Genomic DNA, 12627 nt, shown 5'->3' with positions numbered 1-12627 from the left:
ACCCATGCTGACCGCCATCCGCCATAGCCTGCGTCTCGCCCGCGCCATGCTGATCCTCGCCCGTCACGACGCCTTCGGGCCGACCGAGCAGTTCACCGACCTGCCGGCCTCCGCGCGCCAGCTCATGGGGGCTGCCAAGATGGCCAGCCGCATCGCCCTGAGGCGGCGCGACGACAAGGGGCTTGCCGCCGCGATCACCGAGCTCGGGCCGAGCTACATCAAGCTCGGCCAGTTCCTTGCCACCAGGCCCGATATCGTCGGCGCCGCCCATGCCGACGAGCTCGCTTCCTTACGCGACCGGCTGCCGCCCTTCTCGCGCGAGGAGGCGCTTGCGGAGATCCGGTCCGGTCTCGGCGCGGAACCGGACACGCTGTTCTCCGAATTCGGCGAGCCCGTGGCCGCCGCCTCCATCGCCCAGGTGCACCGCGCCCGGACGATTCCCCGCAACGGGGAGGAGGACAAGCCGCGCGACGTGGCGGTGAAGATCCTGAGACCCGGCATCGAGGAGCGCTTCTCCAGCGATCTCGACAGCTTCTTCTTCGCCGCCCGCCTCGCCGAGCGCGTCCAGCCGGCGGTGCACCGCCTGCGCCCGCTGGAGGCCGTCGAGACGCTCGCCCAGTCGGTACGGCTGGAGATGGATCTGCGCATGGAGGCCGCGGCGATCTCGGAAATGGCGGCCAACACCGCCGACGACGCCGGCTTCCGCGTGCCCGATGTCGACTGGACGCGAACCTCGCGCCGCGTGCTCACCACCGAATGGGTCGAGGCCACGCCGCTCGGCGACATCGAGGCGCTGAAGGCGCAGGGGCACGATCTGGAGGCGCTCGCCGACACCGTCATGCAGAGTTTCCTGAGGCATGCGATCCGCGACGGCTTCTTCCATGCCGACATGCATCAGGGCAATCTGTTCGTCGACCCGGACGGCACAATCGTGGCGGTCGATTTCGGCATAATGGGCCGGCTCGGGCTGAAGGAGCGGCGCTTCCTCGCGGAAATCCTGTGGGGCTTCACCACGCGTAACTACATGCGCGTCTCCGAGGTTCATTTCGAGGCGGGCTACGTGCCGGGCGACCAGTCGCCGGCGGTGTTCGCCCAGGCGCTGAGGGCCATCGGCGAGCCGCTCCTCGACAGGAGCGCCGACGAGATCTCCATGGCGCGGCTCCTCGGTCAGCTCTTCTACGTCACCGAGCAGTTCAACATGCACACCCAGCCCCAGCTCCTGCTCCTGCAGAAGACCATGGTGGTGGTGGAGGGTGTGGCACGCACGCTCAATCCGCGTCTGAACATGTGGGAGACGGCGGGGCCGGTGCTGCGCGAATGGGTGGAGCACACGCTCGGGCCCGAAGGGCGCATCCACGAGGCCGCGGAGGGCGCGGCGACGCTGGGGCGCCTCGTCACCGGCCTGCCGGAGCTCCTCACGGAGGCGGAACGCACCACCCACATGCTGGCCGACATGGCGAAATCGGGCGGCATCAGGCTCGACGCGACGACCACGGAGGAGCTGGCCGCCGCCCAGGCCCGCCATGGATGGGCGAGCCGGCTCGCCCTGTGGATCGGCGCGCTCGCGCTCGTCGCCATCGCGCTCGTCGAACTCTTCTGACGCGAGGCGGACGGGGCGGGGAGGGAGCCCGTGCCGATTCAATCCGAAACCGAAACGCGCTAGGATCGCACACCGTCACCCGCATCGCCCCTCTCGCAAGGACAGCCCGAAGATGCTCCACGGCAAGCGGATATTGCTGATCGTCGGCGGCGGGATCGCCGCATATAAGAGCCTGCTCGTGATCCGGCAGCTCAGGACGCAGGGCGCCCGTGTCCGCGTGATCCTGACGCGCGCGGGCGCGGAGTTCGTGACGCCGCTCTCGCTTGCGAGCCTGGCGGAGGAGAAGGTCTTCACCGATCTCTTCAGCCTGACCGACGAGACGGAGATGGGCCATATCGAGCTCTCGCGCGAGGCCGATCTCCTGGTCGTCGCGCCGGCAACCGCCGATCTCATGGCCAAGATGGCGACCGGACAGGCCGACGACCTCGCGAGCACGACGCTGCTTGCGACCGACAAGCGCGTGCTCGTCGCCCCGGCGATGAATGTGCGCATGTGGACGCACCCCGCAACGCGGCGGAACATGGCGATGCTGGAGCGCGACGGCGTCCTGGTCGTCGGGCCGAACGAGGGGGCGATGGCCTGCGGGGAGTTCGGTCCCGGGCGCATGGCGGAGCCGGAAGAGATCGTCGCCGCGATCGCCGGCCATCTGTCGGGCCGGCGCGCCCGGCCGCTGGAGGGCGTGCGCGTGCTCGTTACGGCGGGGCCGACGCACGAGCCCATCGATCCGGTGCGCTACCTCGCCAATCGCTCCTCCGGCCGGCAGGGCTATGCGGTGGCCGCCGCCGCGCAGGCGCTCGGCGCCGACACCGTGCTCGTGACGGGGCCGACGGCGCTCGCCCCGCCCGACGGTGTCGAAACCGTCAAGGTGGAGACGGCAGACGAGATGCTTGCCGCCTGCGAGGCGGCGCTTCCCGCCGATATCGGCATTTTCGCCGCCGCCGTCGCCGACTGGCGGGTGAAGTCACGGTCTGAGGAAAAGCTCAAGAAGACGGCAAAGGAGGCGACGACCGCCTTCGAGCTCGCCGAGAACCCGGACATCCTCAGGACCATCGCCTCGCGCAAGACGGGGCGTCCGCGGCTGGTGATCGGTTTCGCCGCGGAGACGGAGAACGTGGTGGCCAACGCCACAGCCAAGCTCGAGACCAAGGGTTGCGACTGGATCGTGGCCAACGACGTCTCGCCGGAAACCGGCGTGATGGGCGGGCAGGAGAACACCGTTCACCTGGTCACCGCCGAGGGCGCGGAAAGCTGGCCGAAGCTCGGCAAGGACGAGGTCGCCCGCCGGCTCGTGGACCGCATCGCCGACACGCTCGCCGAAACCGGAGGGCGGGCCGCGAAATGACCGCGATCTCCGTGAGGATCCGCCGGCTGGCGCATGCGCACTCCCTGCCCCTGCCGGCCTATGAGACGGCACTCGCCGCCGGCATGGACCTGCGCGCCGCTCTCGAGGACGGCAGTGCGGTGACGCTCGCGCCCGGCGAGCGTGCGCTCGTGCCGACGGGCCTCGCCATCGCCCTGCCGGAGGGCTACGAGGCGCAGGTGCGCCCGCGCTCCGGCCTCGCCATGCGCCATGGCGTGACCTGCCTCAACACGCCCGGCACCATCGATGCGGACTATCGCGGCGAGATCAAGGTGTTGCTCGTCAATCTCGGCGCGGACCCCTTCACCGTCACCCATGGCGAGCGGATCGCCCAGATGATCGTCGCGCCGGTCTCGCGCGTCGACTGGGTGGAGGCCGACATGCTGGAGGAGACCGCACGCGGCGATGGCGGTTTCGGCTCCACCGGCCAGCATTGATCGCCCGGCTTCCTGGATCACCCCGCAATCGGGCGGGTCCGCCCGATTGCAGAATTCGGTCGATCTGTCTTGAGGTACAGAGCAACCCGCGCCCATCTGGACGCAGACTGCTCCAGCGCCTACCTTCTCCGGCACGATGGCATTCAGCGACGAGGAACTGGAGCGCTATGCCCGCCATATCCTCCTGAAGGAGGTGGGCGGCGCGGGCCAGCAGAAACTGAAGGGCGCGAAGGTCCTTGTGATCGGCGCGGGCGGGCTCGGCGCGCCGGTGCTCATGTATCTCGCCGCCGCCGGGGTCGGCACGCTCGGCGTGATCGACGACGACGAGGTGTCGCTGTCCAATCTCCAGCGTCAGATCATCCACACGACGTCCAGCGTCGGCCGCCCCAAGACGGAGAGCGCGAAGCGCACCCTTGCGGAGATCAATCCCCATGTCGAGGTAAATTGTTACCATCACAGGCTGACCGCACGGAACGCGCTCGAGCTCGTCTCCGCCTACGATATCGTCGCCGACGGGTCGGACAATTTCGCCACGCGCTTTCTGGTCAGCGATGCCTGTTTCCTCGCCCGCAGGCCGCTCGTTTCCGCCGCGGTCGGCCAGTTCGACGGCCACCTGACCACCTTCAAGCCCTATGAGACGGGCGAAGACGGCAATCCGTTGCCGACCTATCGCTGCCTGCACCCGGAAACCCCGCCGCCGGGCACGGTGCCGACCTGCGAGGAGGCCGGCATTCTCGGCGCGCTGACCGGCATCATAGGCTCCATGCAGGCCATCGAGGTCATCAAGGAGCTGCTCGGCATCGGGGAGGGGCTCGCGGGCCGGCTCGTCATGTACGACGCGCTGTCGGCGAGCATCTACGAGACGCGGCTTTCCTGGGCCCCCGACAATCCGCTCAACGGCCGCAATCCCACCATCCACGATTTGAGCGGCCACGACAGGGCGGCGTAGATGCCGGACCGCCCAGCCCGCACCCCCGAGCCGGAGAGCCTTTCATGATGATCGTGTTTGCCGGTCTGCCCGGTACCGGAAAGAGCACCATTGCTGCCCGGCTGGCTGAGTACATCGGCGCCGTTTACCTGCGCATCGATTCCATCGAGGCAGCGATCAGGACGGCCGGCGGTCTCGCACCACGAGCCAGTATCGGTCCAGAGGGCTATCTCGTCGCATATCGGCTTGCCGCCGACAATCTCGCGCTCGGCCTCACGGTGATTGCCGATTCCGTCAATCCCATCGCGCTCACCCGTGACGCCTACCGGGCGGTCGCTAGGGAACAAGGGGTGAGCCTTCTGGAGGTCGAGGTCGTCTGTTCCGACGAGGCGGAGCATCGCCGTCGCTTCGATACGCGCCGGGCCAGCCGCCCGCAATCCCCGAGCTGGGCCGATGTCCGGTCCCGCGAATACGAGACCTGGGATCGCCCCCGTCTCGTGATCGACACCGCCGAACGTCCCGTGGCAGACAGTGTGGGCGCCATCGTCGATGCCCTGCGTCAGGCGGACATCCAGCATGGGAGCCCGCCGCGGACGTAGCAGTCTTGACAGGCCTAGGACGCTTGTCCTATGCTTCGATCTAGGTCAACCGTCCTAATCCTGTCGACTGTCCCACGGAGACGGTTCGCATGAGCGCCGAAACCACCCGCGAGCAGATTGTCGAGGCAGCCGACGAGCTGTTCTACCGGCAGGGATACGAGCACACCTCCTTTGCCGACATTGCCGGGATGGTGCGGATCTCGCGGGGGAATTTCTATTATCACTTCAAGGCGAAGGACGAGATTCTGGACGCCGTGATCGCCCTGCGCGTGACGCGCACGCGCGACATGCTCGATCGGTGGGAGGCGGATGGCGCCGATCCCGCCGACCGGATCCGCAGCTTCATCCGCATCCTCATCGCCAACCGCACGAAGATCATGGCCTATGGCTGCCCCGTCGGCACGCTCTGCGCGGAGCTCGCCAAGCTCGACCATGTCGCCCGACAGGACGCAAACGGCATCTTCGCGCTGTTCCGCGACTGGCTCAGGCGTCAGTTCGAGCTGCTCGGCCTCGCCGACGAGGCCGACGCGCTCGCCTTGCACATCCTGGCGCGCAGCCAGGGCGTGGCCGCGCTCGCCAACGCCTTTCACGACGAGGAGTTCATCCGCAGCGAGGTCGACAGCATGACCGCCTGGCTCGACGCCCGCATCGCAACATCCTGAAGGAAACCGATCCCATGTTCATGTGTCTGCTCAGAATGTCGGAGAACAGGGCCAGCGCCGGCGCGCTCATGGAGGGCCACAAGGCCTGGATCCAGAAAGGCGTCGAGGACGGCGTGTTCCTCCTCGTCGGCAGCCTCAGGCCCGATGCGGGTGGCGCCATCCTGGCCCACGGCCTGTCGCGGGCCGAGCTGGAGCGCAGGGTGAACGAGGATCCCTTCGTCGCCGAAAACGTGGTTCGCGCGGAAATCCTCGAGATCGCGCCCGCCCGCACCGACGAGCGGCTCGGCTTCCTCATGGGCTGAAACGCCCCTGTCCCCGGGCGAAGGAGGCCCGCCCCGATGAGCAGGACGATTGCCGGACCGGACGGGCGTCCGCGCTGCCGCTGGTGCGGCGCGGCACCGGAGTTCCTCGACTATCACGACAGGGAATGGGGCTTTCCCGTCGGCGACGACCGCCGCCTGTTCGAGAAACTTTGTCTGGAGAGCTTCCAGTCGGGCCTGAGCTGGCGCACCATCCTCGCCAAGCGGGAGAACTTCCGCCGCGCCTTCGATGGATTCGATTTCGACAGCATCGCGCGCTACGGCGACGGCGATGTGGAGCGCCTGCTTGGCGACGAGGGCATCGTGCGGCACCGCGGCAAGATCGAGGCGGTCATCAACAATGCCCGGCGGGTCTGCGATCTCGTGCGCGAGGAAGGCTCGCTCGCCGCCTATCTGTGGCGTTTCGAGCCCGCGCCCGGCGATCTCGGCGCACCGCAGACGGCCTCGACCTCGGCCGCCTCCGTCGCCCTGTCGAAGGACCTCAAGACGCGCGGCTGGAGATTTGTCGGGCCCACCACCGTCCATGCCTTCATGCAGGCCATGGGGCTCGTCAACGACCATGTCGAGGATTGTGCGATCCGGCCCGAGGCGGAGCGCGCACGCGCCATGTTCGACCGGCCCGGCGGCACCCGCTGACGCCGGCCGAAGCACAATGCCGGCCCCGGTCCGGGGCCTTCCCTTGCATGGGCGGCGGCGTTTCCTATACTCGCGCGCGTACTTCGCAAGAGAAATTCACACGAAACCGCAAAGCGAGTTCATGCAACATACCAAGACCGACGTCCTCGGTATCGGCAATGCCATTGTCGACGTGCTTGCCCGCACCGACGACGACTTTCTCGCCGCCCACAAGCTCGACAAGGGCACCATGCACCTGATCGACGAGCAGACGGCCACGAGCCTCTACGAGGCCATGGGGCCGGGCGTGGAGATCTCCGGCGGCTCGGCCGCCAACACCATTGCGGGCCTGGCCTCCTTCGGCGCGTCCACGGCCTTTGTGGGCAAGGTGCGCGACGACCAGCTCGGCCAGGTCTTCGGCCACGATATCCGCGCGCTCGGCACAAGGTTCGAGACCGCGCCCGCCACCGATGGCGCGGCGACCGCCCGCTGCCTCATCCTGGTGACCTCCGACGGCCAGCGCACCATGAACACCTTCCTCGGCGCGAGCATCGGGCTCGGGCCCGACGATATCGAGGAGGATGCCGTCGCCGGCGCAGGTATCACCTATCTGGAAGGCTATCTGTGGGATCCGCCGGAGGCGAAGGAGGCCTTCGTCAAGGCCGCGCGGATCGCGCGCGGCGCCGGCCGCCAGGTGGCGCTGTCGCTGTCCGACCCGTTCTGCGTCGACCGCCATCGCACGGAGTTCCGCAAGCTCATCAAGGACGAGGTGGACATCCTCTTCGCCAACGAGGTGGAGATCTGCTCGCTCTACGAGACGGAGAGCTTCGACGACGCGCTGCAGGCCGCGCGCCTGGACTGCCGCCTCGCCGCGCTGACCCGCAGCGAGCATGGCTGCGTCATCGTCGAGGGCCAGGAGGTGCATGTCGTGCCCGCCGCCCCGGTCGACAAGGTGGTCGACACCACCGGCGCGGGCGACCAGTTCGCCGCCGGCTTCCTGTTCGGCCTGACGCGCAACCAGGACCTCAAGACCTGCGGCCAGCTCGGTGCGCTTGCCGCCGCCGAGGTCATCGGCCATATGGGCGCGCGCCCCGAGATCGAGCTCGTCACGCTCGCACGCAAGCACGCGATCCTGTAGGCCTTGGACCGGCCCCGGCCACTCATGGGATACGGATGACGCGTCCGGGTTTGGCCGAGGTGTCGAGACTGGAGCATGATGCTGTTCGAAAGGTACGTATACTTTCCAGCATCATGCTCCAACCTTTCGACCTGGAGCGGATTGCGGTCCGGTTGAACGGCATGTCTTCCCGCTCATCCTGGCGAAAGCCGGGATCTATTGCCCAAAACGCCTGAGATCCCGGCTTTCGCCGGGACGAGCGGTCTGTTTCAACTTGAGGGCAATCCGCTCTAAGTGCCGCCCAGCCCGAGCTCGGCCTGCACTTTCCTGGGCAGCTTCAGCGCGACCAGCCGGTGGCTTTCGCGGATGTAGTCCCTGAGGGCATCCGCATCCATCGTCTCGCCCGTAACGCGCTGGATCCACGTGAAGCCGCGCGAGGCCAGATAGGGCGCGGGGCGCAGGCCCGGCTGCTCCTTGAGGATGTCGTAGGCGAGATCGGAGCACTTGAAGGTGACGGCGAGGTCCTCGCCCTTGCTCCAGCCGGCGATCGCGAAAACCTTGCCGCCCACCTTCCAGACATGCGCGCCGCCCCATTGCACGACATGGGTGGCGTGGGGCAGCGAGGCGCAGAAGGCGTTGTAGTCGTCGAGTGTCACCGTGCCAGCCCCCTTGTCCCTGGATTGTCGCCCTGGATTGCCGGTCATCATAGCAGCGCGACCGGCAAGGCAGGACGCGCTAGAGCGCATTTCGTGAACTCATGTTCACTCAATGCCCTCCAGATCCCTGTATTGCCGCGCTTTCGAACCGGAAAAGTGGTCTCCACTTTTCCTGAAAGCACTCTAGAGCTTCCTCAGCCAGACCTGATGAATGGTGTGGTCGGCTTCCTTGCGCACGATGAGGTCGGCGCGCTGCCGGGTCGGCACCACGTTCTCGCGCAGATTGACGAGGTTGATCGTCTCCCAGATCCGGTTCGCGGTCTGTTGCGTCTCCTCGTCCGACAGCGCGGCATAGCGGTGGAAATAGGACCGCGGATCGCGGAAGGCCGTCTCGCGCAGCCGGAAGAAGCGCTCGACATACCAGCGCCGCAGCACCTCCTCGTCGGCGTCGAGATAGACGGAGAAGTCGAAGAAGTCGGAAACGAACGGGATCGCCTTGCCGTCGCGCGGGAGCTTGGCGGGCTGGAGCACGTTCAACCCCTCCACGATCAGGACGTCCGGCTGGTCGATGGTGATCCATTCGCCGTCGAGCACATCGTATGAGAGATGGGAATAGATCGGCGCGCGGACATTGCGCATGCCGGACTTCACATCCGACAGGAAGCGCAGGATCGCCGGCAGGTCGTAGCTTTCCGGAAAGCCCTTGCGGGTCATCAGCCCCTCGCGCTCGAGCACCGCATTGGGCAGGAGGAACCCGTCGGTCGGCACCAGCGCCACGCGCGGATGGTCGGGCCAGCGCGCTAGAAGCGCCTGGAGAATGCGCGCCATCGTGCTCTTGCCGACCGCCACAGACCCCGCCATGCCGATGACATAGGGCACCTTGTGGTGATTGCGCCCCAGGAAGTCCTGCGTCGCCTGGAACAGGCCCTGCATGGCGCCGACATAGAGATTGAGGAGCCGCGACAGGGGCAGGTAGATGTCGGCCACCTCGCCGAGCGAGACCTGCTCGTTGATGCCGCGCAGCTCGTGTAGCTCCGCTTCCGTCAGCGTCAGCGGCGTGTCCGCCCTGAGCTTGGCCCAGTCGGCGCGCGAGAAGACGAGATAGGGCGAGACTTCTGCGGCTTTGTTGTCCATGCGATCTTAACAGGGGCAGCGGCTGGTTATCGGGACCGTCGGCTCAGGGCACCTTGCGGCTGGCCTTCTCGACGAGCCCGCTTGTTCCGCTGCGCTTGTCGAGCTCCGCCATGACGTCGTCGAGGCCGACATCCGTGGCCTCAAGGAGGACGAGCAGGTGATAGAACACGTCCGCCGCCTCCATGGTCAGATGGTCGCGGTCGCCCTTGAGGCCGGCAAGGGCGGCTTCCACGGCCTCCTCGCCGAGCTTCTTGGCGCATTTCTCCACGCCCTCATCGAGCAGCTTGGCGGTATAGGACGATGCGGGGTCGGCGCCCCGGCGCTCATGGATCAGATCCGCAAGCCGCGACAGCGCGTCCATGCGGTGGGCATCGGTTCTCGTCATCGACTTCCCTTGGGCCGCCCGTCCGTCAGGCGGCGGTGGCCAATCGAGTAGCAGATTTCGCGGCCCCTTGTCACCAAGAGGCGGCATCGAGGCGTCGGGGCGCGCCTCACCTGAGCCGCATCGGGATGCCGGCTGCCTCCATATGGGCCTTCGCCTGCGGGATCGTATAGGTTCCGAAATGAAAGATGGAGGCGGCGAGCACCGCATTGGCGTGGCCGTCGCGGACGCCCTCCACCAGATGGTCGAGCGTGCCGACGCCACCCGAGGCGATCACGGGGACCGGGACCGCGTCCGCCACGGCCCGGGTCAGCGCGATGTCGAAACCCTCGCCGGTGCCGTCGCGGTCCATGGAGGTCAGCAGGATCTCGCCGGCACCGAGCCGGGCCACCTCGCGCGCATACTCGATCGCGTCGAGGCCTGTAGGCTTGCGCCCGCCATGGGTGAAGATCTCCCAGCGCGGCGCCTCGTCTGGCCCGGAGACCCGCTTGGCGTCCACGGCGACAACGACGCACTGGCTGCCGAATTTCTCCGCCGCGCGGGCGACGAAGGCGCGGTCGGTCACCGCCGCGGTGTTGATCGACACCTTGTCGGCGCCCGCGAGCAGGAGCGCGCGCATATCCTCCACCGTACGCACCCCGCCGCCCACGGTCAGCGGCATGAAGCATTGCTCGGCGGTACGCCGGACGACGTCGAGGATGATGCCGCGGTTCTCGTGGCTTGCGGTGATGTCGAGGAAGCACAGCTCGTCGGCGCCCGCGGCATCATAGGCACGCGCCGCCTCCACCGGATCGCCGGCATCCACGAGATCGACGAACCGCACGCCCTTGACCACCCGGCCGTCCTTCACGTCGAGACAGGGAACGATGCGGGCCTTCAGCATGCCGCCGCCTCCGCGATGAGGGCGAGCGCCTCGGCCGGGTCGAGGCGGCCGTCATAGAGGGCGCGGCCGGAGATGGCGCCTTCGAGGATGGCGGCGTCGGGCTCGAGAAGCCGGCGGATATCGTCGAGCGAGGCGAGACCGCCCGAGGCGATGACCGGGATGGAGACCGCCCGGGCAAGCGCCAGCGTCGCCTCGATATTGAGACCGGAGAGAATGCCGTCCCGGTCGATGTCGGTATGGACGATGGCCGCGACGCCGGCATCCTCGAAGCGGCGGGCGAGATCGATCACGTCGAGCTTGGACGTCTCGGCCCAGCCCTCCACGGCGACCTTGCCGCCCTTGGCGTCGATGCCAACCACGATCCGGCCCGGAAAGGCCCTGCAGGCGGCATGCACCAGTTCCGGATCGCGCACCGCCACCGTGCCGAGGATCACGCGATTGACACCCTTCGACAGCCAGGCCTCGATGCCGGCCATGTCGCGGATGCCGCCGCCCAGTTGAATCGGGAACGAAACGGTCGCGAGAATCCGTTCCACCGCGTCCGCATTGACGCTGCGGCCCTCGAAGGCGCCATTGAGGTCCACCACGTGGAGCCACTCGAACCCCGCCGCCTCGAAGGCCCTGGCCTGCGCGGCCGGATCCTCGTTGAACACCGTGGCCGACGCCATCTCGCCCTTCACGAGACGCACGCACTGCCCGTCCTTCAGATCTATGGCGGGAAAGAGGATCATCGAAATCCCTCGAGCCTTCCTTTGTCGATTCGGGTCCGTTCCGGTTCAGGGCCGCCAGCGGAGAAAGTTCGCGATGAGGGCGAGCCCCAGCGCCTGGCTCTTTTCGGGGTGGAACTGGGTGCCGGCCATGTTGTCGCGCGCGACGATGGCCGTGAGCGGGCCGCCATAGTCGGTTTCCGCCACCACGTCGTCGCGGGTCTCCGCGACGAGATGGTAGGAATGCACGAAATAGGCGTGATAGCCGTCGGGTCCGAGCTCGATACCGTCGATCAGCGCGTGATCCTTGAGCGGCGCAAGCACGTTCCAGCCCATATGGGGAACCTTGAGGCCGCCCGCCGGCTCGATATGGCGCACCTCGCCGGGAATCCAGCCGAAGCCGTCCCACGATCCGTGCTCGAGCCCGCGCGTGGCCATGAGCTGCATGCCGACGCAGATGCCGAGAAAGGGCTTTCCCTTCACCCGGACCTGCTCCTCCAGCGTCTCCCACATGCCCGGCACCGCCTTCAGCCCGTCGCGGCAGTCGGCGAAGGCGCCGACGCCTGGCAGGACGATGCGATCGGCACGGCGGACGCGCTCGGCATCGCCGGTCACCTCGATGGCGATATCGAGGCCATTGTCGCGCACGGCACGCTCGAAGGCCTTCGAGGCCGAACGCAGGTTCCCCGACCCGTAATCGACGATCGCCACGCTCATGCCGGTCGTCCCGGCTCGGGAAACAGTCCATCGTCCGGCGTGTCGGCGAAACGCGGATGCCGCGGAACGGATGGCGCCGCCGAACGGCTGCCTGCCGGAGCGGGCGCGGCCATTGCCGGCCCGGCGCCCTCCACCGCCGCCTCGAAGGCGCGGTGCTCGGCCTCTCCCATATCGCGGCCGACGACGGTCGCGACCATGTCGAGCCCGCGCCGGGCAAGTGTCCAGCGCAACAGGTCGTTGCCCTCCAACCCCATGGCCAGGTTGAGGGCAAGTGCGACCAGCACGCCGGGATATTCGGGAATGTGGTAGATGCCGAGCAGGATCGCCACGAGGATGCTCGCCGCGATATAGAGCACCAGCACGATCCACATGCGCTTGTAGATCAGCCAGACAGCCGGGATGAAGAAGGCCGGCCAGGAGAACCCCTCCTTGACCAGGACGGTGCTCTCCGGGTCTCTCAGCATTCCCTCCGGCGTGCCGGCCGGGTGGTGGACGGTATAGATCTTCATG

At 67.6% G+C, this 12627-nt stretch carries 16 protein-coding genes; 9 read left to right on the top strand and 7 right to left on the bottom strand.

Annotated features, from left to right (window positions below):
• Positions 1-4 precede the first annotated feature (4 nt).
• The 9 genes from ubiB to HW532_RS12155 all read left to right on the top strand — a co-directional run bounded on the left by ubiB (position 5) and on the right by HW532_RS12155 (position 7659).
• Complete coding sequence (ubiB, locus tag HW532_RS12195; protein ID WP_213160745.1) at positions 5-1600, top strand: 2-polyprenylphenol 6-hydroxylase; 1596 nt, start codon at positions 5-7, stop codon at positions 1598-1600.
• Between the two features lie 112 nt (positions 1601-1712).
• Positions 1713-2942, top strand: a complete 1230-nt coding sequence (gene coaBC, locus HW532_RS12190) for a bifunctional phosphopantothenoylcysteine decarboxylase/phosphopantothenate--cysteine ligase CoaBC (RefSeq protein ID WP_213160744.1) — start codon at positions 1713-1715, stop codon at positions 2940-2942.
• The gene (dut, locus tag HW532_RS12185) at positions 2939-3397 is read left to right on the top strand and encodes a dUTP diphosphatase (RefSeq protein ID WP_213160743.1); all 459 of its coding nucleotides are present in this window, start codon (positions 2939-2941) and stop codon (positions 3395-3397) included. The genes coaBC and dut overlap by 4 nt, the downstream gene beginning before the upstream one ends.
• A 136-nt stretch (positions 3398-3533) precedes the next feature.
• On the top strand, positions 3534-4346 hold the full coding sequence (locus HW532_RS12180) for a HesA/MoeB/ThiF family protein (RefSeq protein WP_213160742.1): 813 nt from the start codon (positions 3534-3536) through the stop codon (positions 4344-4346).
• Between the two features lie 44 nt (positions 4347-4390).
• On the top strand, positions 4391-4924 hold the full coding sequence (locus HW532_RS12175; protein WP_213160741.1) for a P-loop nucleotide/nucleoside kinase family protein: 534 nt from the start codon (positions 4391-4393) through the stop codon (positions 4922-4924).
• Between the two features lie 89 nt (positions 4925-5013).
• Positions 5014-5586, top strand: a complete 573-nt coding sequence (locus HW532_RS12170; protein WP_213160740.1) for a TetR/AcrR family transcriptional regulator — start codon at positions 5014-5016, stop codon at positions 5584-5586.
• Positions 5587-5600: 14 nt separating this feature from the next.
• Positions 5601-5888, top strand: coding sequence for a YciI family protein (locus HW532_RS12165; RefSeq protein WP_213160739.1), 288 nt, complete (start codon positions 5601-5603; stop codon positions 5886-5888).
• 36 nt (positions 5889-5924) lie between these two features.
• Positions 5925-6542, top strand: coding sequence for a DNA-3-methyladenine glycosylase I (locus tag HW532_RS12160; RefSeq protein WP_213160738.1), 618 nt, complete (start codon positions 5925-5927; stop codon positions 6540-6542).
• A gap of 121 nt (positions 6543-6663) precedes the next feature.
• Positions 6664-7659 carry an adenosine kinase gene (locus HW532_RS12155; RefSeq protein ID WP_213160737.1) on the top strand — a complete coding sequence of 332 codons (996 nt, stop codon included), beginning with the start codon at positions 6664-6666 and terminating at the stop codon, positions 7657-7659.
• A 269-nt stretch (positions 7660-7928) separates the two neighbouring features.
• Here HW532_RS12155 and HW532_RS12150 read toward each other — a convergent pair whose 3' ends face one another.
• From HW532_RS12150 to HW532_RS12120, 7 genes are all read right to left on the bottom strand, one after another.
• Complete coding sequence (locus HW532_RS12150; protein WP_213160736.1) at positions 7929-8294, bottom strand: MmcQ/YjbR family DNA-binding protein; 366 nt, start codon at positions 8292-8294, stop codon at positions 7929-7931.
• 183 nt (positions 8295-8477) lie between these two features.
• A complete protein-coding gene (gene coaA, locus HW532_RS12145; RefSeq protein ID WP_213160735.1) occupies positions 8478-9428 on the bottom strand; it encodes a type I pantothenate kinase in 951 nt (316 codons plus the stop codon).
• A 43-nt stretch (positions 9429-9471) separates the two neighbouring features.
• The gene (locus tag HW532_RS12140; RefSeq protein WP_213164544.1) at positions 9472-9789 is read right to left on the bottom strand and encodes a phosphoribosyl-ATP diphosphatase; all 318 of its coding nucleotides are present in this window, start codon (positions 9787-9789) and stop codon (positions 9472-9474) included.
• A gap of 130 nt (positions 9790-9919) precedes the next feature.
• Complete coding sequence (hisF, locus tag HW532_RS12135; RefSeq protein ID WP_213160734.1) at positions 9920-10693, bottom strand: imidazole glycerol phosphate synthase subunit HisF; 774 nt, start codon at positions 10691-10693, stop codon at positions 9920-9922.
• Positions 10687-11424: a 1-(5-phosphoribosyl)-5-[(5-phosphoribosylamino)methylideneamino]imidazole-4-carboxamide isomerase gene (gene hisA, locus HW532_RS12130; protein ID WP_213160733.1), complete on the bottom strand. Its 738-nt coding sequence runs from the start codon at positions 11422-11424 to the stop codon at positions 10687-10689. The genes hisF and hisA overlap by 7 nt, the downstream gene beginning before the upstream one ends.
• Positions 11425-11469: 45 nt before the next feature.
• Positions 11470-12117, bottom strand: coding sequence for an imidazole glycerol phosphate synthase subunit HisH (gene hisH / locus HW532_RS12125; RefSeq protein WP_213160732.1), 648 nt, complete (start codon positions 12115-12117; stop codon positions 11470-11472).
• Complete coding sequence (locus tag HW532_RS12120; RefSeq protein ID WP_213160731.1) at positions 12114-12626, bottom strand: DUF2628 domain-containing protein; 513 nt, start codon at positions 12624-12626, stop codon at positions 12114-12116. Before HW532_RS12120 ends, hisH begins: the two co-directional genes overlap by 4 nt.
• Position 12627: the final 1 nt, after the last annotated feature.

Origin of the sequence: Kaustia mangrovi, from assembly GCF_015482775.1 — a bacterium.
Lineage (GTDB): Bacteria > Pseudomonadota > Alphaproteobacteria > Rhizobiales > Im1 > Kaustia > Kaustia mangrovi.
This window is presented reverse-complemented; position numbering and strand designations above follow the sequence as displayed.